Annotated in this window: 18 protein-coding genes; 8 read left to right on the forward strand and 10 right to left on the reverse strand. The window is 63.3% G+C overall.

Annotation, left to right across the window (positions count from 1 at the left end):
- Window positions 1–60 precede the first annotated feature (60 nt).
- Window positions 61–951 carry a LysR substrate-binding domain-containing protein gene (locus tag ACR0CU_RS13345; RefSeq protein ID WP_170448250.1) on the forward strand — a complete coding sequence of 297 codons (891 nt, stop codon included), beginning with the start codon at window positions 61–63 and terminating at the stop codon, window positions 949–951.
- Here the strand turns inward: ACR0CU_RS13345 and ACR0CU_RS13350 are convergent.
- The 4 genes from ACR0CU_RS13350 to ACR0CU_RS13365 form a co-directional block, all read right to left on the reverse strand.
- Window positions 924–2,003 (reverse strand): helix-turn-helix domain-containing protein, encoded by a 1,080-nt coding sequence (locus ACR0CU_RS13350; protein ID WP_170448252.1) that lies wholly within the window; start codon window positions 2,001–2,003, stop codon window positions 924–926. The two genes, ACR0CU_RS13345 and ACR0CU_RS13350, sit on opposite strands and share 28 nt — an antisense overlap.
- 56 nt (window positions 2,004–2,059) lie before the next feature.
- Window positions 2,060–2,791: a hypothetical protein gene (locus ACR0CU_RS13355; protein WP_170372758.1), complete on the reverse strand. Its 732-nt coding sequence runs from the start codon at window positions 2,789–2,791 to the stop codon at window positions 2,060–2,062.
- Complete coding sequence (locus ACR0CU_RS13360) at window positions 2,788–3,357, reverse strand: RNA polymerase sigma factor (RefSeq protein ID WP_170457619.1); 570 nt, start codon at window positions 3,355–3,357, stop codon at window positions 2,788–2,790. Before ACR0CU_RS13360 ends, ACR0CU_RS13355 begins: the two co-directional genes overlap by 4 nt.
- A gap of 66 nt (window positions 3,358–3,423) precedes the next feature.
- Window positions 3,424–4,113: a GntR family transcriptional regulator gene (locus ACR0CU_RS13365; protein ID WP_480643214.1), complete on the reverse strand. Its 690-nt coding sequence runs from the start codon at window positions 4,111–4,113 to the stop codon at window positions 3,424–3,426.
- Between the two features lie 132 nt (window positions 4,114–4,245).
- On the opposite strand from ACR0CU_RS13365, the gene ACR0CU_RS13370 reads away from it, so the two are divergent.
- Window positions 4,246–5,262: an Ldh family oxidoreductase gene (locus ACR0CU_RS13370; protein ID WP_480643216.1), complete on the forward strand. Its 1,017-nt coding sequence runs from the start codon at window positions 4,246–4,248 to the stop codon at window positions 5,260–5,262.
- Here the strand turns inward: ACR0CU_RS13370 and ACR0CU_RS13375 are convergent.
- The 6 genes from ACR0CU_RS13375 to ACR0CU_RS13400 form a co-directional block, all read right to left on the reverse strand.
- Window positions 5,259–6,284, reverse strand: coding sequence for a trans-3-hydroxy-L-proline dehydratase (locus ACR0CU_RS13375; RefSeq protein ID WP_170448257.1), 1,026 nt, complete (start codon window positions 6,282–6,284; stop codon window positions 5,259–5,261). The genes ACR0CU_RS13370 and ACR0CU_RS13375 overlap by 4 nt on opposite strands.
- Before the next feature lie 7 nt (window positions 6,285–6,291).
- The gene (locus ACR0CU_RS13380) at window positions 6,292–7,530 is read right to left on the reverse strand and encodes an NAD(P)/FAD-dependent oxidoreductase (RefSeq protein WP_170448259.1); all 1,239 of its coding nucleotides are present in this window, start codon (window positions 7,528–7,530) and stop codon (window positions 6,292–6,294) included.
- On the reverse strand, window positions 7,527–8,462 hold the full coding sequence (locus ACR0CU_RS13385) for a 4-hydroxyproline epimerase (RefSeq protein WP_170371986.1): 936 nt from the start codon (window positions 8,460–8,462) through the stop codon (window positions 7,527–7,529). The genes ACR0CU_RS13380 and ACR0CU_RS13385 overlap by 4 nt, the downstream gene beginning before the upstream one ends.
- Window positions 8,453–9,412 carry a dihydrodipicolinate synthase family protein gene (locus ACR0CU_RS13390; protein ID WP_170448261.1) on the reverse strand — a complete coding sequence of 320 codons (960 nt, stop codon included), beginning with the start codon at window positions 9,410–9,412 and terminating at the stop codon, window positions 8,453–8,455. Before ACR0CU_RS13390 ends, ACR0CU_RS13385 begins: the two co-directional genes overlap by 10 nt.
- Before the next feature lie 170 nt (window positions 9,413–9,582).
- Complete coding sequence (locus ACR0CU_RS13395; protein WP_170448263.1) at window positions 9,583–10,641, reverse strand: ABC transporter ATP-binding protein; 1,059 nt, start codon at window positions 10,639–10,641, stop codon at window positions 9,583–9,585.
- Window positions 10,638–11,432: an IclR family transcriptional regulator gene (locus tag ACR0CU_RS13400; protein ID WP_170369408.1), complete on the reverse strand. Its 795-nt coding sequence runs from the start codon at window positions 11,430–11,432 to the stop codon at window positions 10,638–10,640. The genes ACR0CU_RS13395 and ACR0CU_RS13400 overlap by 4 nt, the downstream gene beginning before the upstream one ends.
- 142 nt (window positions 11,433–11,574) lie before the next feature.
- On the opposite strand from ACR0CU_RS13400, the gene ACR0CU_RS13405 reads away from it, so the two are divergent.
- From ACR0CU_RS13405 to ACR0CU_RS13430, 6 genes are all read left to right on the forward strand, one after another.
- Window positions 11,575–12,834: an ABC transporter substrate-binding protein gene (locus tag ACR0CU_RS13405; RefSeq protein ID WP_093963148.1), complete on the forward strand. Its 1,260-nt coding sequence runs from the start codon at window positions 11,575–11,577 to the stop codon at window positions 12,832–12,834.
- 91 nt (window positions 12,835–12,925) lie between these two features.
- The gene (locus ACR0CU_RS13410; RefSeq protein WP_093963149.1) at window positions 12,926–13,849 is read left to right on the forward strand and encodes a carbohydrate ABC transporter permease; all 924 of its coding nucleotides are present in this window, start codon (window positions 12,926–12,928) and stop codon (window positions 13,847–13,849) included.
- 1 nt (window position 13,850) lies between these two features.
- On the forward strand, window positions 13,851–14,699 hold the full coding sequence (locus ACR0CU_RS13415) for a carbohydrate ABC transporter permease (protein ID WP_093963150.1): 849 nt from the start codon (window positions 13,851–13,853) through the stop codon (window positions 14,697–14,699).
- A 22-nt stretch (window positions 14,700–14,721) separates the two neighbouring features.
- On the forward strand, window positions 14,722–16,062 hold the full coding sequence (melA, locus tag ACR0CU_RS13420; protein ID WP_170448265.1) for an alpha-glucosidase/alpha-galactosidase: 1,341 nt from the start codon (window positions 14,722–14,724) through the stop codon (window positions 16,060–16,062).
- Between the two features lie 55 nt (window positions 16,063–16,117).
- Window positions 16,118–17,824 carry an IlvD/Edd family dehydratase gene (locus ACR0CU_RS13425; RefSeq protein WP_170448267.1) on the forward strand — a complete coding sequence of 569 codons (1,707 nt, stop codon included), beginning with the start codon at window positions 16,118–16,120 and terminating at the stop codon, window positions 17,822–17,824.
- Window positions 17,824–18,591: an SDR family NAD(P)-dependent oxidoreductase gene (locus tag ACR0CU_RS13430; RefSeq protein WP_170448269.1), complete on the forward strand. Its 768-nt coding sequence runs from the start codon at window positions 17,824–17,826 to the stop codon at window positions 18,589–18,591. Before ACR0CU_RS13425 ends, ACR0CU_RS13430 begins: the two co-directional genes overlap by 1 nt.
- The last annotated feature ends 3 nt before the right edge of the window (window positions 18,592–18,594 follow it).

Here is an 18,594-nt window from a genome sequence, read left to right on the forward strand (position 1 = left end):
TCTTGCGACGAGAACGCAAAGCCTTGCCTGTCAGGACAAGTTCAGCTTAGCCTGATTGCCATGTCGACCCGCATCCCCTCTCTCAACTGGCTGCGCGTTTTCGAGGCCGCGGCCCGCACCGAAAGCTTTGTCCGTGCTGCCGCCCAGCTAAACATGTCGGCCGCCGCTGTCAGCCAACAGGTCAAGGCGCTGGAAACTCGTCTGGGCACGCCGCTGTTTCATCGCCATGCCCATGCCGTCACTTTGACCGAGGCCGGGCGGGCGTACCTGCCGGTCGTGCAGCAATCGCTGGTGATGCTGGACTCAGCCACTACCGGCCTGTTCGGCCAGACCCGGGACCAACGGCTGTATGTCCAATCCGTGTTGTTGTTCGCGCAAGGGGTGCTTGCGGCGGGCCTGACCCAGTTCCAAAAATCCCATCCTCAGATCAACCTGTCCCTGACGACCGGGAACCGGATGGCCGACTTCGCCAATCGTTTTACCGACCTGCAGATCGTGTTCGGCAACCCGACGCTGTTCGGCGCCGAAGGTGACATGCTGTTGACCGAGACCCTTTTTCCCGTGGCACCACCGGACATTGCCGACCAGATCAGCACTCCGCTGGATCTGGCCCGGTTTCCGTTGATCGAGGTTTCGACCCACAGGGCCAGTTGGCCGCACGTGTTCGAAGCCCTGCGGCTGCCGACCGGGCAGGCTCAGTATTTCTTCGCGGACAACTCAGTGATGGCGGCCGAGCTATCCGCGCAAGGGGTCGGGATCGCCCTGGCCCGCGCGCCCGCGTCTGACCGGATCATGCGGATGTCTGGCCTGGTGCCATGTCTGCCCGAGGTGGCCGTGCCGGGCCGGGATGCCTACCACCTGATCTACCCTTCACGGGCCACATTGCGGCCACCCGCGCGCGCGTTCCGTGAATGGTTGTTGGACTACAGCGCGGCAGCCCAAACCCGATAACGGCCCTGCCCGGTCACTTCGCGGATCAACCCACGTTCGGTGAACCTGTCGAGATTGCGCTGCACGGCTGCACGCGAAGCCTGCGTCAACTCCTCAGCCAATGGCGCAGATACCATGGGCCATGCGGTCAGCACATCGATCAGGACCGGCGGCGTCCGCCCGCTGAGATCCGTGGTGGCCTCGCGCGCCCGGGCCTCCCACGCGCTGACGCGATCCAGATGCAGCAGCGCGGCCAAGGCCGCCTGCCCTGCCCCCCGAACCCAAGCGTTGAGTTTTTCCTCTGGCGTGCCGATGCCGCGCAGCGCCCCGGGGCCCGACAGTGCCAGCGGCATGAACAGCGCCCCTCCCCGACCCATCGTGGCCGCATGCCGCGCAGCGATCACCGCTGCTTCGGTATCCTGTCCATTTCCTTGCGAAAGCGCGCGCCATGCGTGAAAGGCAATGGCCGACTGCGTGACAGGGTGCAGGGCTTGCGCGCTGTCCATCACTTCGGCCAAGTCCGCGACCGCTTCTGGAACTTCGTCTATCCCCTGAGCCATCCGGTCCAGAAAGGCGGCCAGTCCCGATTGCCAGCCGCCGTCCGACGGCCCTGCGCCCGAAGTCAGTCGCCGAACCGCCCAACCCGCCCGAAACAATGCTTGCACATCGTCCCCGGTGGCTCCGATACGCAATCCGGTCCACAGGGCAAGCCGATCAACGCTGATCCGGTCACCGGTCCACCACCCCAGGTCGGATACGTCCATCAGGGCCAGCCGATGGGTCCACCCCTTTGGACCACTGCGCAACCGCTCGTCCAAGGACCCGAAGGTCAAGGTCAGATCCGCCAAGCCCTGCGCCACTTCGGCCTGCGCGGCGCGCCAGTCCCGCGGGTCGAACAAAGCGCCCCGATCGGCACGCGGACCCGGCGGCAACATGTCCTCGGGCGCCGCTGCATCTTCGGGCGGCAGAAACCAAAGGTCTTCGTCGTCCGGCGGATCGACGTCATAGATACTGCGCGGCCCGTCCAGGACATCGTCCTCGTCCGGGTCCGGGTTCGTGGCCTTGGTCGTCATGCCATGCATTGTTCGGCCAATCGCACCGGTTCACAAGAGGTTTCGCGCAAGGCGGCTCAGCCGGCGAATGTCTGGGCCAGGTAATCCAGCTGCAAAGTCAAATCGTTGTCCGGCCGGTTCCCCAACAGCATGTATCCGTATCCGTCGCGCGCCCACCGGGCCGTTGCAAGCCCGCTCAGGACTTCCTGCTTCAACTCTGAATTCGGCGCGCCATCGCCCTGGCGGATCACGCACAGCGCAAAGGGATTGCCATCAGCGTCGGCAAAAACGATCTGAACCAATGGTTTGCCCTTGAAGGACAAAACCTGCGCGGCCTTCAGTTCCAGCCCCGGCAAACCTTCAAGCGAATCCCGGTTCAGCGGGCGGCCCAGTTTCTCTTCGGCCAATGAGATCTGGGCGTCGACGAGCGCCGGCGGGTATTCCAGCGTTGCAATCGAATCCGGCGTGTAAAGCGACTGGTACAAGGCCGCCTGTTCTGCCCATCCCATCGGCTGAGGGCGGGTCAGCCAAAAGGTCAGAGATACGGCCAACACGGCCGCGGCAGCCGCGACGCCCAACAGGCGCCAGGGCCCCGCCGAAGCCGGAATCCTAGGCGGCAGTTCAACTTGTGGCGCCGCGGCGGGAATGTCACGGAACACCTCGCGAACCACCGGCGCGATCGGATCCAGATCCATCAGGCGCTGTTCCAGTTCCGGATCGTTCTCAACAGCGGCCTCGATGGCATCGCTTTCCTCAGACCCCAATGAGCCTTGCAGATAGGCTTTTAGCGTATCGTCGGAAAAGGTCATGAGTCCCTCCGTCGGTCGGACGCACCGGCATCCTGCGGCATCGCAGCTTGCAGTTTCTTGCGGGCATTGGAAAGCCGGCTCATGATCGTACCAATCGGAACCTCCAGCAACGCGGCGGCCTCGCGATAGCTGTAGCCCTCGACAAAGACCAGCATGACCGTTTCGCGTTGCGCCTCAGGCAGTTGCATCACCTGTGTAAACACTTCCCGCGCAAAAATATTCATTTCGGCGTCGGTACCCGGTGCGATCAATTCGGCGTCCGGCGTTGTGGCCAACCCCTGGGACTTGCGCACGGTCCGCGCCCGCAGCTCGTTCAACCAGATCGACCGACAGATCGTCATCAGCCACGAATCCAACCGATCAGTATGCGTAACCTGATGGCTGCGCTCCAACGCGCGCAGGCAAGTGGCCTGGGTCAAGTCGTCGGCAACATCCTGCGCCCCCGACAGAGCCAGCGCAAACCGCCAGACGCGTCTGGAATACGCCCCAATCGCCTGACGCACGGCCTGTTCCGAACTGTTGAGGTCATCACTGGGCACTTGGTCGATCCATGTTTCGGCACGCATCCCGCGACGCCAGAACTGGCACAGACAGAGAAGAATTGAAAACGCTTTCTTTCCGGTCGCTTGGCGTCAGCGTCCGACCGCTTCCTCGGACGCTCGCTTGGCAGCCACCAGTGCCAACAATTGGTCCTTGGTTCGTCCGATATGCGCGGACAGAAGCGCACAAGCCTGCTCGACCTGTCCATCCCGGGCAAGGCGCAGCAATTCGCGATGCTCTTTGCGGGCCGGTTCGCGTTGTTGCATCACACTGAGATGCATTCGGATGTACCGGTCCGACTGCAGGCTCACACGGTGCAGCAGCTCGTTGGTCAGGCTTCGGTTCGCGACCGCATAGAGGGCCGAATGGTACTGGTAGTTCAGCGCGCCCCACCGGCTGACGTCGTTGGCGTCGTACGACGCCTCCATCTGCTCCAGCAGTTGTTCGCAGCGCGCAAAGTCAGATTGGGTCATCTGCGGAATTGCCCGACGGAACAGGTCGGTCTCCAACAGCGACCGCAGGTCGAAGATCTCGCCGATCTCGGACAGGGAATGGCGCGTGACCCGCGCACCGCGATTGTTCGTCAGCTGAACCAGTCCTTCGGCATCAAGCTGTTTCAGCGCCTCGCGCACCGGCATGCGCGACACGTCATAGTCTTCGGCCAATGCCTCCTGACGGATGGTCTCGCCTTCCGCCAGATCACCGCTGAGAATGCGTTCACGCAAGTCGGACGCGATTGCATCGGGAAGGCTTTGACGGGTGATTGCGCGTTTTGCTGCCAAGGGTCTGTCCGCATTTGCATTTTGGATACAAATATCCGCCCCGAGGCGCTTTTCCAACCGCCTATCGGGTTGAACAGGGCTAGGGTTCCCCGCTACCCCTTTGGCAACCGAGATCAAACCCAAGGACGGAACATGAGCGAAACGGTACGGCTGACGCCTGAAGAAATGACCGATCTGAGCCTGAAGGTTCTGTCCCATGTGGGTTATGGCCCCGACCACGCGCAGGCGATCGCGGAACTATTGACCACCTGCCAGATGGACGATTGCCAGTCGCACGGGCTGTTTCGCCTGTTCATGTGCGCCCAGACCATGCAGGCCGGCAAGATCGACGGCCATGCACAGCCCCAGGTCGCCCCCTCGGACAATGCCATCGTTCGCGTCGACGCGCAGGGCGGCATGTCGTTGCTGGCCTTCGAAACTGGCCTGCCGCATCTGATCGACAAGACCCGCACCCACGGGATCTCGGCCATGGCGATCAACCGCTGTTTTCATTTCTCGGCCCTGTGGCCCGAGGTCGAGGCCCTTTCGGCCCAGGGGCTTGCGGCCATGGCGATGGTGCCCAGCCATTCCTGGGTGGCCCCGGCCGGAGGCACGCGCGGCAGCCTGGGCACCAACCCACTGGCCTTCAGCTGGCCCCGCATGGGCAAAGACCCGTTCACCTTCGATTTCGCGACCAGCGCCTTCGCCCGCGGCGAGATCGAGCTGTACAAGCGCGCGGGCAAACCCCTGCCCGAAGGCGTGGCGATCGACAAAGACGGCAACCCCACGACCGACCCGCAAGCGGCGCTGGACGGCGCGATGCTGACCTTCGGCGGCTACAAGGGCTCGGCCCTGTCGATCATGATCGAGCTTCTGGCCGGCCCGCTGATCGACGACCTGACCAGCTTGGAAAGCATGGAGTTCGCCCAAGGCACGGGCGGCGCGCCTTATCACGGCGACATCATCATCGCCTTCGACCCCGACCAGTTCAGCGGCGGGCGGCGACAGGCCAACGACGCGCGGGCCGAGCGCCTGTTCGCCGATATCCTCGATCAGGGCGCGCGCCTGCCGTCACAGCGCCGCTTTGCCGCCCGCGCGCGCAACACCGCCCGGGGATATGCCGAGGTTTCCGCGCAACTGCATCGCGACCTGCTGGCCCTTCTGGACTAGGCACCCCAGGTGTCGCGCAGGCGGTAACCTTGCGGCCAGGGGTCGTCGGGGTCCAGCATGTGCTGGTGGATGCCGGTGATCCAGCCACGGCCCGAGATCTCGGGCAGTATGGCGGCGCGGTCTCCGACCTGGGTCGTGCCCAGTATCCGGCCGGTGAAGCGCGAGCCGATGATCGACACCGCCTCAAAGCTCTGGCCCGGCAGCAACTGCCCCCGCGCGGCCATCAGCGCCATGCGGGCCGAAACGGCAGTACCGGTGGGCGAGCGGTCGACCTTGCCGGGCTGGATCGCCACCGCGGATCGGCCGGTCAGGCCGGTTTCGGTTTCAGTCAACGGTCCGCAGAAGGCGCAGAACGAGATGTGGTCCCAGTCCGGGTTTTCGGGGTGCGCGAAGCCCAGCTGCGCATTGGCGGCGTCGGTGATCGCCACCCCCAGGCGGGCGATGTCGGCGGCCTCGTCCTCGATGATGCGCAGCCCCAGCGCCGCGGCGTCGACCACCACGAAACTGTCCCCGCCATAGGCGGTGTCCACCGTCAGGGTCCCCAGCCCCTCGACCTCGAGCGGCGCGGCGAGTCGGTCGGCAAAGCTGGGCAGGTTCTGCACGAAGATCCGTTCGGCCTTGCCGTTGCGGCACTCGGCCCGCACCCGCACCAGCCCGCCCGGCGCTTCGAGCGTCAGGTGGGTTTCCGGCTCGGTCATCGGCAGGATGCCCCCGTCCAGCAGCACCGTCGCCACGCAGATCGCGTTCGAACCGGACATGGGCGGGGTGTCCTCGGGCTCCATGATGATGAAGGCGGCGTCGGCATCGGGGTGTTTGGGCGGCACCAGCAGATTGACATGGCGGAACACCCCGCCGCGCGGCTCGTTCAGCACGAAGTTGCGCAGGGTCTGGTCGCGGGCGATGAAGCTGCGTTGCTCCCAGATCGTGTCGCCCGGCGGCGGGGCGACACCGCCGACGATCACATCCCCCACCTCACCCTCGGCATGGGCCGAGATCACGTGGATGGTCTTGCTGCTGCGCATCCCCCGCTCAGAACCGGGTGGCGGCGAAGGGGTCGACCGGGATGGCCGGATCGGTGCCGTCGACCAGTGCGCCCACCAGTTCGGCGGTGCCGGCCGACTGGGTCAGGCCCAGATGGCCGTGCCCGAAAGCATAGACGAGGTTCGGCGATTTCGAAGACCGCCCGATCACCGGAATGCTGTCGGGCAGCGAGGGGCGGAACCCCATCCACTGCGTCCCGCCTTCGGTCTTCAACCCCGGCAGGAACTGGCGCGCCTTGTTCAGCAAGGTATCGGCGCGTTTGAAATTGGGCGGCAGGTCAAGCCCGCCCAGTTCGACCGCACCACCGATGCGCACACCACCGTTGATCTTGCTGGCCACGAAGGCATGACGCGAGAACGCCAGGTGCAGCCGCAGGTCGAACGCGCCCGGCGGCAGGGTCGTGTTGTAGCCCCGCTCGGTTTCGAGCGGGATCAGATCGCCCACCGTTCGGGTGAGGTTGTGCGACCACGCGCCCGCGGCCACGACCACCTTGCTGGCATCCGCCGCACCCTGGTCGAAGCGCACCCAGACGCCCGTGTCCGACAGCTCCAGCGCGCGTACGGGGCGCGTTTCGATCACCCCGCCACGGTCGCGAAACACCTGTGCCAGATGCTCGACCCAGCGTTTGGGATCGACGGTATTCCACCAGTGTGGCGTGAACCCGGCATGGGTAAAACGCGGGCTGAGCCCGGGCTGGATCTCGGCGATCGCTTCGGGGCTTTCCAGCAGATCGAAGGCGATGCCATGCCGGCGACGCAACTCCCACGTGGGCAAGGCGGCGCGGAACTCGGCCGCGCTTTCGTACAACTGCAACTGCCCGTCGCGCTGCATCATCGCCTCGCCACCCGTATCGGCGATCTGCCGTTCGGTCGCGGCCTGGCACAGGCGCATCAGGTTGGCCTGCGCGACGACCAGCGCCTGGTACCGGCTGGGGCGGCTGGCCCGCCAGAACCGCCACATCCACGGCGCGATCTGCAGGGCATAGGCGGGCGGGATCGACAGCGGCCCCAACGGATCGAGCAGCCATTTCGGGGCCTTTTTCATGATCCCCGGCGTGGCCAGAGGTTCGACCTCGGGGAAGGCGAACGCCCCGGCATTTCCCGCCGAACTGCCCGCGGCCACGCCTTCGCGGTCCAGTATCTGAACCGTGTAACCCCGACGCTGCAATTCCAGCGCTGCGCTGATACCAACGACGCCGGCACCTATGACGATGACATCTTTCTTCATGTGATCTCTATACCCGAACGGAATGGATCGGCGGGATCAAAAATCAAGCGGCTTTCGGCCATCACGAAAGCCTGACCGGTGATCGAGGGGATCACCCCGCCGTTCGGACCCGGCTGATAGGACAGCCGATAGGGGCTGCCGATGACGCTAGCCTGCACGATTTCTTCACCCGGCGCCAAGCGCCCATCGGCCGCCAGACAGGCCAACCGCGCCGAACTGCCCGTGCCGCAGGGCGAGCGGTCATAGGCGTCATCGGGGCACAGAACGAAGTTTCGGCTGTGGACGCCGGAGGCCGGCGCAGTCTCCTGAAAAATCACATGATCGATCGGCTCGCCCGCTTCGCCGCCCACGCCCTGCGCGACCGAGGCCTGCCGAATGGCGACGCCCAGATCGGTCAGTTGCCGGATGTTCGCGGGCTCGACCGGCACCGGGCTGGGATCGACGATAAAGAACCAATTGCCGCCATAGGCCACATCACCTGTAACCGGCCCGAAATCCGGAACCTCGATCGTCACGGCCTGATGCACCTGCCGGCTTTCGATGTTGGTTACTGTCACTGTGTTGGGATCGTGCAGCTTCACCGTGACCACCCCGGCCGGCGTTTCGATCCGGTGGGTGCCGACACCGATCCGCCCCAGATGGGCCAGCGTCACAGTCAACCCGATCGTGCCATGCCCGCACATGCCAAGCACCGCATCCACGTCGAAATAGATCACCCCGGTCACGCAGGACGGATCGACCGAAGGCACCAGCAGCGCCCCCACCATCGCTGGCTGACCGCGCGGCTCAAGCATGACCGAGCGCCAGAACCGGCGGTGCTGGGTCGCCAAAAGCCCTGCGCGTTCGGACAGAGGACCGCTGCCCAGATCGGGCGCGCCGTCCAGAATCACGCGCGTGGGCTCTCCGCCGGTATGGCTGTCGATCACATGCACGCGGCAATCACCCCGCCTTGCCTTGACCAGTCTGCAAACCAGGCGCGGAACAAGCCGTACTGCTGTTCGCAATAGTGGCGCTGCGCATCGGTCAGCGCGTCAGTTTCGTTGAAGTGCAAGCGGTATTCATCCTCGCCGTTCAGCACCAGAAGGTGCTTGTAGTACAGAACCAGATCGGGGCCTTCATCGAAACTGGACAGCACGTGGATGGCCTCTGTCAACTCCTGCGCGCGCTGGCGAGCCTCGGCGCTGCCAGAAGCCGCTTTTTTCGACAAAGCGGTAAGCAGCAGAACCTCTTTGGGCAGTACGTTGCCGATGCCGGTGATTGCGCCGGTTGCGTCGCAATTGACGATGCCATGATAAACCGCCGTATCGACCCCCACCATCAGCGTCACCTGATCATCGCGGCTGGTAATGCTCTCAGCCGCGTATCGCAGATCGTCCTTGCCACCGAATTCCTTGAAGCCCACCAGATTGGAGTGCTCGGCCCGCAGCGCAAAGAAAAGGTCGGCGCGGGTGGCAAACCCGTAATGCGGACTGTTGTAGATGACCGCCGAAATATCCGGTGCCGCCGCCAGGATGGCCTTGAAATGGTTGCGCTGCGCCATGACCGAACTGCCGCGCGACAGAACCCGGGGGATAACCATCAGCCCCGCTGCACCTACCTTTTGCGCATGCGCTGCGTGCGCCACGGCGGATTGCGTGTTGACCGCCCCGGTGCCCACCACCACGGGCAGGCCCGCGGCGACCAACCGCTCGACCCCTTCCATCCGCTGTTCGTCGGTCAGCAGTGGCCAGTCGCCCATCGACCCGCAGTAGACGACCGCGGACATACCCGCCTCGATCATCTGCCGACCCTTTCGCACCAAGGCGTCAAAGTCGGGCTGACGGTCGGGCGTACAAGGGGTCATAAGCGCCGGCATGGTGCCGGTAAAGACGTCGGGTGACATGTGGCCGATCCTTTCCAAGTTGCCCGCGTCTGTCTCCGGGCGGTCAAATTTCGTGTCTCAGCCCCGCAATATCGGTTTTTGTATCCAAAATCCAACAGATTCGTCTGACAAAAGAAAAACGCGCCAGGCAGATGGCCCGGCGCGTTGACACTTTCCAATTGAACAGCGGTTCAGCGCAACCGCATCCCGCTTTCCGGGTCAAACAGCATGGCCCGTTCGGGCCGAACCGAGATTCCGATCCGTTCTCCCGTTTTGCTGCGCTGGTCGTCCCGCTCTTCGACGATCAGCTTGTCGCCGTTGGGAGTCAGCAAATAACTGTAGGAGACGCCGCCAAGCGCCTCGGTCAGATCGACAGTACAGGTGTCGCCGGATCGATCCACGGCAATATGTTCCGGACGGATTCCCAGGATCACCTTCTTGGCATCGGTCGGCACGCCATTGGTGACGGGGATCGAGTCCGTCAGAGCGGGGTGGCGCACCGTTCCATCGACGACATCGCATTCCAAAAAGTTCATTGCGGGCGAGCCGATGAACCCCGCCACGAACCGGTTGTCGGGGTCGCGATACAGATCCATCGGAGCGCCGACCTGCTCGATCCGGCCATCGCGCAGCACGACGATCTTGTCGGCCATGGTCATCGCTTCGACCTGGTCGTGGGTAACGTAGATCATCGTCGCGCCGATCTCCTGGTGCAGACGGGCGATCTCGACTCGCATTTCCACGCGCAATTCGGCATCGAGGTTTGACAGCGGCTCGTCGAACAGAAAAACCTCGGGGCCGCGCACGATGGCCCGACCGATGGCGACCCGCTGACGCTGACCACCCGACAAGGCCTTGGGCTTGCGCTTGAGATACTGCTCCAGTTTCAGGATTTCCGACGCTTCGGCCACCTTCTTGTCGATCTCGGCCTTGGGCACACCGTTCATGCGCAGACCAAAGCCCATGTTCTCGGCCACGGACATGTGCGGATACAAGGCATAGGTCTGGAACACCATCGCGACACCGCGCTTGGCCGGGTCCATGTGGGTCACATCGCGCTGACCGATACGGATTTCGCCCTCGGTGGTTTCCTCCAGCCCGGCGATCATCCGCAACAGGGTGGATTTGCCACAGCCCGACGGCCCGACGAAAACGCAGAACTCGCCGTCCTCGATTTCCAGATCAATGCCGTGAATGACCTGGGTCTGGCCATAACGCTTGATTGCGCCCTTCAGGGTAACGCCTGTCATGATGCTTGCATCCTGTCCTTGCGGCCCTCGGGGAACCGCCATGCTTCGGCTTCGGCCCCGATCTGGTCGGCCGATCGCCGAACCCGAGGGACCCATTTCTTCAACTGGTCGAAATCCATGCGCTGGGTCGATCCGGTAATCGAGATCGCCCCCAGCACCCGCCCGCCCGATGTCAGGATCGGACAGGCCACGCAGATGATGCCGGGCTCGTGCTCTTCATCATCCATGGCGAACCCCCGTTCGCGGATCCGGGCCAAATCCGCCCGCAGCACCTCCTCCGAGGTCAGCGTCTTGTCGGTAAAGCGGTGAAAGCTTTGCTGCGAGATCGCCTTGTCCAGCCGGTCATCATCCAGAAAGGCGAGCATCGCCTTTCCCACACCGGTGCAATAAGCCGGGCCAACTTTTCCGGCCTCGGAATACATTTCGACCGGGTTCTTGGCATTGCGCTTGTCCACATACAGAACTTGGCTCGAATCCAGCTGCGCGAGGTGCACCGTCTCGCCGGTTTCCAGGCTGAGCGCATCCAGGATCGGCCGCGCGATCGGCGCGAGCGAGCTTTGCGTCCAGGCCGAATGCGCCAGCCGCACCAGCCGCAGGCCGGGCGAATAGGTCTGCCGGTCTGGGTCGTAAGACAACATGCCCTGATTGGTCAGCGACTGCAGAAACCGGTACAGGGACGCCTTGGGAAAGCTGCTGCTTTCCAGCAATTCGGCAAACCGCACAGGCCGGCCGAACGCCGCGACCTGTTCCAGCACGTCACATGCTTTGCCGATGGTTCCGTCACCTGCCACGGGTCTGATTTCTCCTCCACTTCCCCTTGCGGACGGGCCGCGAGGGTATTGACAAGCCTAGCCGATTCGATGTGTAGTTTTCAATATATAAAACTTGGTTTCACTATTTGGAACCACTGAATGGAAGCTAAGGGAGGAAACCATGCATTCCATGTTCAAGCGCACTGCGGCGGCTCTGGCGGCCAGTGTGGCACTTGCAGCGCCCGTTTCGGCAGAACTGACCGGCGAGCTGCGAATCTTCCTCGACACATCGAATCCGGCGCCGCGTGCGACGATGGAAGCGATGATCGAGCGGTTCGCGGCTCAGCACCCGGGTTTGGAGATCGAGACCACGGTCATCGACCGCGAGGCGTACAAGACCCAGATCCGCAACTTCCTGACGGCGGATACGCCCGACGTCGCGACCTGGTACGCGGCCAACCGCATGAAGCCTTATGTCGAAGCCGGACTGTTCGAAGATGTATCGGACCTGTGGGCCGAGCCGGAAATCGCCGAAAACCTTGCCTCGACCAAGGGTGCGATGACCATCGACGGCAAGCAGTGGGGCGTGCCCTACACCTACTATCAGTGGGGCGTCTACTACCGCAAAGACATCTTTGACGAGCTGGGCCTGTCCGAGCCGACCACCTGGGAAGAAGAGCTGGCCAACTGCCAGAAGATCGTCGACTCGGGTCGCGCCTGCTATACCATCGGCACCAAGTTCCTGTGGACGGCTGGCGGCTGGTTCGACTACCTGAACATGCGCACCAACGGCTTCGACTTTCATCAGCAACTGGCCAATGGCGAAGTCAGCTGGGAAGACGACCGGGTCAAGCAGACCTTCGCCAACTGGAAGCAGCTGATCGACATGGGCGCGTTCATCGACAACCACCAGACCTACAGCTGGCAAGAGGCCCTGCCCTTCATGGTTCAGGGTGATGCAGCGGCCTATCTGATGGGCAACTTCGCGGTGGCTCCGCTGCGCGAGGCCGGTCTGACCGACGACCAGCTGGACTTCTACCAGTTCGTCGCGATCAACCCCGATGTCGAGCTGGCCGAAGATGCGCCGACCGACACGTTCCACATCCCGGCGAACGCGTCGAACAAAGAAGCCGCGCGCGAGTTCCTGCGTTTTGTCGTTTCGGCTGACGAGCAGACCGAAATCAACAACGGCAAGAACCTCGGACAACTGCCCGTCAACGCCAAATCCTCGGTGGATGACGACAAGTTCCTGCAGGAAGGCTTCAAGATGCTGTCGACCAACAGCCCCGGCGGCGTCGCCCAGTTCTGGGATCGCGACGCACCGGCGGAAATGGCCAAAGTGTCGATGGAAGGCTTCCAGGAGTTCATGGTCAAGCCGGACAACCTGGACAGCATCCTGGCCAAGCTGGAACGCGCACGTCAGCGCATCTATGACAACTGATCGGGTTGTGGCCGGGGCAACCCCGGCCACGCCGTAGCCAAACGCAGGACGGGCACGATCCCGTCCTGCCCATTCCAAACCGGGATTGACCATGACCGCTGTCGACGTCACCGAACACGAAAGCTGGTTCCACAGAAATCAGCAACGTATCGCACCCTGGCTGTTTCTGGCTCCGGGCGTGCTGTTCTTCATGGTCTACGTGATCATCCCCGTATTCCAGTCCTTCAACCTGTCGCTCTACGAATGGGACGGGCTGGGCGCGGCCGAATATGTCGGAATGCGCAACTATGAAGACCTGTATTGGGAATGGGTCGATCGTGACGCCTTCTATGTCTCGCTGAAGAACAACCTGATCTGGCTGATCATGTACCTGCTGGCGATCCCGGCTGGTCTGTTCATCGCGCTGTTCCTCAACCAGACGGTCTGGGGAATCCGGTTGTACAAATCCCTGTTCTTCTTTCCCTTCGTCATCAGCCAGGTCGTAGTCGGGCTGGTCTTCACCTGGTTCTACGACCCCACTTTCGGACTGCTGAACGAGCTTTTGGGCTTGGTCGGGTTGGGTCCGCTGAACGTACTGGGTGATGAACGCTTCGTAACCTACGGCATCATTTTCGCGGGCCTCTGGCCGCAGACCGCCTATTGCATGATCCTGTATCTGACCGGCCTGAACGCCGTGGACCCCGAACAGATCGAGGCCGGCCGGCTGGACGGCGCCAAGGGCGGGCGGATGCTGTGGCATATCATCCTGCCGCAACTGCGCCCGGCGACCTTCATCGCCTTCGTGGTGACCATTATCGGCGCGCTGCGCTCGTTCGACCTGATCTCGATCATGACGCAGGGCGGGCCGTTCGGGTCAAGCCGCGTGCTGGCCTATTACATGTTCGAAGTCGCCTTGTCGGAGTACGGGTTCCGCATGGGCTATGGCGCGGCCATCGCCGTGATCCTGTTCCTGATCATGCTGTGCTTCATCGCCTACTTCCTGTGGTCGATGTACCGCGAAGAAAAGGGGCACTGAGATGTTTCCCAAACCGATCGAAAAACAACCCCGCGCGGCGCAGATTTCCTATCAGGCAATGCTGCCGGTCGCCCTTCTGCTGTGGCTCGGCCCTCTGCTGGCGGTGGCCCTGTTTTCCATCAAGCCCGAGGCGGATTTCACCAACGCCAACTACTGGGGCCTGCCCTCCAGCTTTGAAGGCGCCAGGAACTATGGCCAGGTCTTCTTCAACTCGGACATGCCGCGCTATCTGCTGAACTCGTTCCTGATCACGGTTCCCACGGTGATCGGCGCGGTGGCGCTCAGCTGCATGACCGGGTTCGCGCTGGGGATTTACAAGTTCAAGTCGAACCTGTGGATTTTCTTCATGTTCGTGGCGGGCAACTTCGTACCCTTCCAGATCCTGATGGTGCCGGTGCGGGACCTGACGCTGGACTTGGGGCTCTACAACACGAAAACCGGGCTGGTGCTGTTCCACATTGCGTTCCAGACGGGGTTCTGCACCCTGTTCATGCGCAACTTCATCCGCGCCCTGCCCTTTGAGTTGATCGAGGCCGCCCGGGTCGAGGGCATCAGCGAATGGCGCATCTTCTGGTACGTGGTCCTGCCGCTGATGAAGCCCGCAATCGCCGCGCTCAGCGTGCTGATCTTCACCTTCATCTGGAATGACTATTTCTGGGCCGTCGTGCTGACCCAGGGGGCCGAGAGCCAACCCGTCACCGCCGGCATCACCAGCTTCAACGCGCAGTTCCGCGCCGCCTATCACTTGATGAGTGCCGGCTCGATCGTCGCGGCCCTGCCGCCGGTGGCCATGTTCTTTCTGATGCAGAAACACTTCATCGCGGGTCTGACCCTCGGTGCCGTAAAATAACGCCTAGTCAAGGTTTACAGTCATGACCAAGATCACCTTCATCGGTGCAGGTTCCACGATTTTCATGCAAAATATCGTGGGCGATGCCCTGCTGACCCCGTCACTGGCCGACAGCCATTTTGCCCTGATGGACATTGACCCCGAGCGTCTGGCCGAAAGCGAAACCGTCGCCCGCGCCATGATCCGCTCGGTCGGGACCGGCGCGACCGTGTCCACCCATACCGACCGCCGCGCGGCGCTGGACGGGGCCGATTTCGTCATCACCGCCTTCCAGATCGGCGGCTACAAACCCTGCACCGTCACCGATTTCGAGATCCCCAAGCAATATGGCCTGCGCCAGACCATCGCCGACACGCTGGGCGTGGGCGGCATCATGCGCGGCCTGCGCACCGTGCCCGTCCTGTGGGATGTGGCCCGCGACATGGCGCAGCTGTGCCCGGATGCCACGCTGCTGCAATACGTCAACCCGATGGCCATCAACACCTGGGCGCTGGCCGAACGGTTCCCGGCACTGAAACATGTGGGTCTGTGCCACTCGGTCCAGAACACGGTCGAGGAACTGGCCCATGACCTGGACCTGCCCAAGGATGAAATCCGCTATCGCGTTGCGGGCGTGAACCATGTGGCGTTTTTCCTGCGGCTGGACCATCAGGGCCGCGACCTGTATCCGGCGCTGCGCCGGGGCTATCACGCGGGCCAGCTGCCCAAGGCGCCGCTGCTGATGCCGCGCTGCCCCAACAAGGTGCGATACGAGGTGATGGATCACCTTGGCTATTTCTGCACCGAAAGCTCGGAACACCTGGCCGAATATGTCCCGTGGTTCATCAAGGACGGGCGTCAGGACCTGATCGACCAGTTCCAGATCCCGCTGGACGAATATCCCACCCGCTGCGAAGAGCAGGTCGCGAACTGGAAGGAACAGGCCAAGACCCTGACCGACGGGCGCGACATCGAAGTGATCCGCAGCCACGAATTCGCCGCCGACCTGATGAACGCCATCGTCACCGACACGCCGTACGTCGCCTATGGCAACCTGCCCAATACCGGGCAGATCCCGCAGCTGCCTCTGGGCGCGGCGGTCGAAACGCCCTGCCTGGTCGACAGCAACGGAGTGCAACCCTCGGTCGTGACCGACATCCCGCCGCAGCTGGTCGCCCTGATGCGCAGCCAGATCAATGTGCAGGAACTGACCGTGCGCGCCTTGGTCGAGGAAAACCCCGAACACATCTACCACGCCGCCATGATGGACCCGCACACCGCCGCCGAACTGGACCTGCGCCAGATCCGCAGCCTGGTCAGTGACCTGCTGACCGCCCATGCCGACTGGCTGCCAGATTGGTGCCGCCCGGCCCGCGCGGCCTGATCATCCAGCAAACACACAAGAAAACCACGACCCAATACGAAAAAGAAACACAGACATGAAGAAACGCCGCTCACAGCACTGGTACGGCAAGCTCGATAAGGACGGGTTCATCCATCGGTCGTGGATGAAGAATCAGGGCTTTCCCGATCATGCTTTCGACGGACGCCCGATCATTGGCATCTGCAACACATGGTCGGAACTGACGCCGTGCAACTCGGGCCTGCGCGACCTCGCCGAAGGCGTCAAGCGCGGCGTGTGGGAGGCCGGCGGCTTTCCCGTCGAATTCCCGGTGATGTCGCTGGGCGAAACCCAGATGAAGCCCACCGCCATGCTGTTCCGCAACCTGCTGGCCATGGATGTCGAGGAATCGATCCGCGCCTATGGCATCGACGGCGTGGTGCTGCTGGGTGGCTGCGACAAGACCACGCCGGGCCAGCTGATGGGCGCGGCCTCGGTCGATCTGCCCACCATCGTGGTCAGCTCGGGGCCGATGCTGAACGGCAAGTATCGCGGCAAGGATATCGGCTCGGGCACCGATGTCTGGAAGTTCTCGGAAGCCGTGCGCGCCGGCGAGATGACCTTGCAGGATTTCATGAACGCAGAATCCGGCATGAGCCGGTCCAAGGGCGTGTGCATGACTATGGGCACGGCCTCGACCATGGCATCGCTGGTCGAGGCGATGGGCATGAGCCTACCCACCAACGCCGCCCTGCCCGCCGTCGATGCCCGCCGGATGGCGCTGGCGCACATGACCGGCAAGCGCATCGTTGAGATGGTGGACGAGGACCTCAAACCCTCGGACATCCTGACCAAAGCGGCGTTTGAGAACGCCATCCTGGCCAATGCCGCGGTGGGCGGGTCCACCAACGCCGTGGTGCACCTGTTGGCACTGGCCGGCCGGGTGGGCGTGGACCTGACCCTGCAGGATTTCGAGATCGGCTCGGACATTCCGCTGCTGGTCAACTGCATGCCCTCGGGCAAGTACCTGATGGAGGATTTCTGCTATGCCGGCGGGATGCCGGTGGTCCTGTCCGAGCTGAAATCGCATCTGCGCCCGGCCAGAACCGTTCTGAACAAGGACATCTCGGCCCACTATGAGGGCGCGGAATGCTTTGACCGCGACGTGATCCATTCCTTCGACGACCCGGTGAAACCGGCCGCCGGGCTGCGCGTTCTGCGCGGCAACCTGGCGCCGAACGGGGCGATCGTGAAACCCTCGGCCGCCACCGACAGCCTGCTGGAAACGGAAGGTGAGGCCTATGTCTTCGACAGCATCGAGGACCTGAAAGCCAATATCGACCGCGACGACCTTCCGGTGACGCCCGAGACCATCCTGGTGCTCAAGGGCTGCGGGCCAAAGGGCTATCCGGGCATGCCCGAGGTCGGCAACATGCCGATCCCCGCCAAGCTGGTGAAACAGGGCGTGCGTGACATGATCCGCATTTCCGACGCACGCATGTCGGGCACCGCCTTCGGCACAGTAATCCTGCATGTCAGCCCCGAGGCGCAGGCGGGCGGCCCCCTGGCGCTGGTGAAAACCGGCGATCGCATCCGCGTGTCCGCCAGCAAGGGCGCGCTGGAACTGCTGGTCGACGAACAGGAGCTGGCTGCCCGCCGCGCGGCCTGGCGGCCCGACGACCCGCATTACACCCGCGGCTATGCCAAGCTGTATATCGACCATGTCCTTCAGGCCGACCGCGGCGCTGACCTTGATTTCCTGGTGGGCAAGGACACCCGCCTTGTGACCAGAGAGAGCCATTGATGACCCACCCAGCCACCTTCCATGACCTGAACGGCGCATCCGTTTTCATCACCGGCGGCGGGTCGGGCGTGGGCGCGGCCCTGACCGACGGGTTCCTGGCCCAGGGCGCCAAGGTCGCCTTTATCGGCCGGTCGGACGCCAGCGCGTTCGTCGAAGAGATGCGCGCCAAACACGGCCGCGCGCCTTTGTTCCTGCAGGGCGACATGACCGACACTGCGCTGCTGCACGAAACCATGACCAAGGCCGCCGAGGCCCACGGTCCGCTGAACGTACTGGTCAACAATGCCGCCAATGACAAGCGCCACAGCCTCGAGGAAACCACGACCGAGTTCTGGGACTGGATGATCGAGGTCAACCTCAAAGCCTATTACTTTGCCTGCCAGCAGGCCGCACGCCAGATGGCTGAAACCGGCGGGTCGATCATCAACTTCAGTTCGATCAGCTACATGATGGGCAATGCGGGCTATCCGATCTATACGACGGCCAACGCCGGAATCACCGGCATGACCCGCTCGCTCGCGCGCGAGCTGGGGCCGAAGAACATCCGCGTCAACGCGCTGGCGCCCGGCTGGGTGCTGACGCAGAAACAACTGGACATGTGGGCCACGCCCGAGGATCTGGCCGCGCATATGGATCGCCAATGCCTGAAGGAACATCTGAGCCCGGACGACATGATCGCGCCGACGCTGTTTCTGGCATCAACGGCCAGCCGCGCCATGACCGGGCAATGTATGGTCGTCGATGGCGGCGTGGTCACAACGGGGTGAGGA

The sequence above is a fragment of the Ruegeria sp. BC2 genome (assembly GCF_056539245.1).

What these genes read in the sequence shown, in the direction of transcription:
- ACR0CU_RS13345 (WP_170448250.1), top strand. Translation starts at nt 61, where the DNA reads ATGTCGACCCGCATCCCCTCTCTCAACTGGCTGCGCGTTTTCGAGGCC.
- ACR0CU_RS13350 (WP_170448252.1), bottom strand. Translation starts at nt 2,003, where the DNA reads ATGACGACCAAGGCCACGAACCCGGACCCGGACGAGGACGATGTCCTG.
- ACR0CU_RS13355 (WP_170372758.1), bottom strand. Translation starts at nt 2,791, where the DNA reads ATGACCTTTTCCGACGATACGCTAAAAGCCTATCTGCAAGGCTCATTG.
- ACR0CU_RS13360 (WP_170457619.1), bottom strand. Translation starts at nt 3,357, where the DNA reads ATGCGTGCCGAAACATGGATCGACCAAGTGCCCAGTGATGACCTCAAC.
- ACR0CU_RS13370 (WP_480643216.1), top strand. Translation starts at nt 4,246, where the DNA reads ATGAGCGAAACGGTACGGCTGACGCCTGAAGAAATGACCGATCTGAGC.
- ACR0CU_RS13375 (WP_170448257.1), bottom strand. Translation starts at nt 6,284, where the DNA reads ATGCGCAGCAGCAAGACCATCCACGTGATCTCGGCCCATGCCGAGGGT.
- ACR0CU_RS13380 (WP_170448259.1), bottom strand. Translation starts at nt 7,530, where the DNA reads ATGAAGAAAGATGTCATCGTCATAGGTGCCGGCGTCGTTGGTATCAGC.
- ACR0CU_RS13390 (WP_170448261.1), bottom strand. Translation starts at nt 9,412, where the DNA reads ATGTCACCCGACGTCTTTACCGGCACCATGCCGGCGCTTATGACCCCT.
- ACR0CU_RS13395 (WP_170448263.1), bottom strand. Translation starts at nt 10,641, where the DNA reads ATGACAGGCGTTACCCTGAAGGGCGCAATCAAGCGTTATGGCCAGACC.
- ACR0CU_RS13405 (WP_093963148.1), top strand. Translation starts at nt 11,575, where the DNA reads ATGCATTCCATGTTCAAGCGCACTGCGGCGGCTCTGGCGGCCAGTGTG.
- ACR0CU_RS13410 (WP_093963149.1), top strand. Translation starts at nt 12,926, where the DNA reads ATGACCGCTGTCGACGTCACCGAACACGAAAGCTGGTTCCACAGAAAT.
- ACR0CU_RS13415 (WP_093963150.1), top strand. Translation starts at nt 13,851, where the DNA reads ATGTTTCCCAAACCGATCGAAAAACAACCCCGCGCGGCGCAGATTTCC.
- melA (WP_170448265.1), top strand. Translation starts at nt 14,722, where the DNA reads ATGACCAAGATCACCTTCATCGGTGCAGGTTCCACGATTTTCATGCAA.
- ACR0CU_RS13425 (WP_170448267.1), top strand. Translation starts at nt 16,118, where the DNA reads ATGAAGAAACGCCGCTCACAGCACTGGTACGGCAAGCTCGATAAGGAC.
- ACR0CU_RS13430 (WP_170448269.1), top strand. Translation starts at nt 17,824, where the DNA reads ATGACCCACCCAGCCACCTTCCATGACCTGAACGGCGCATCCGTTTTC.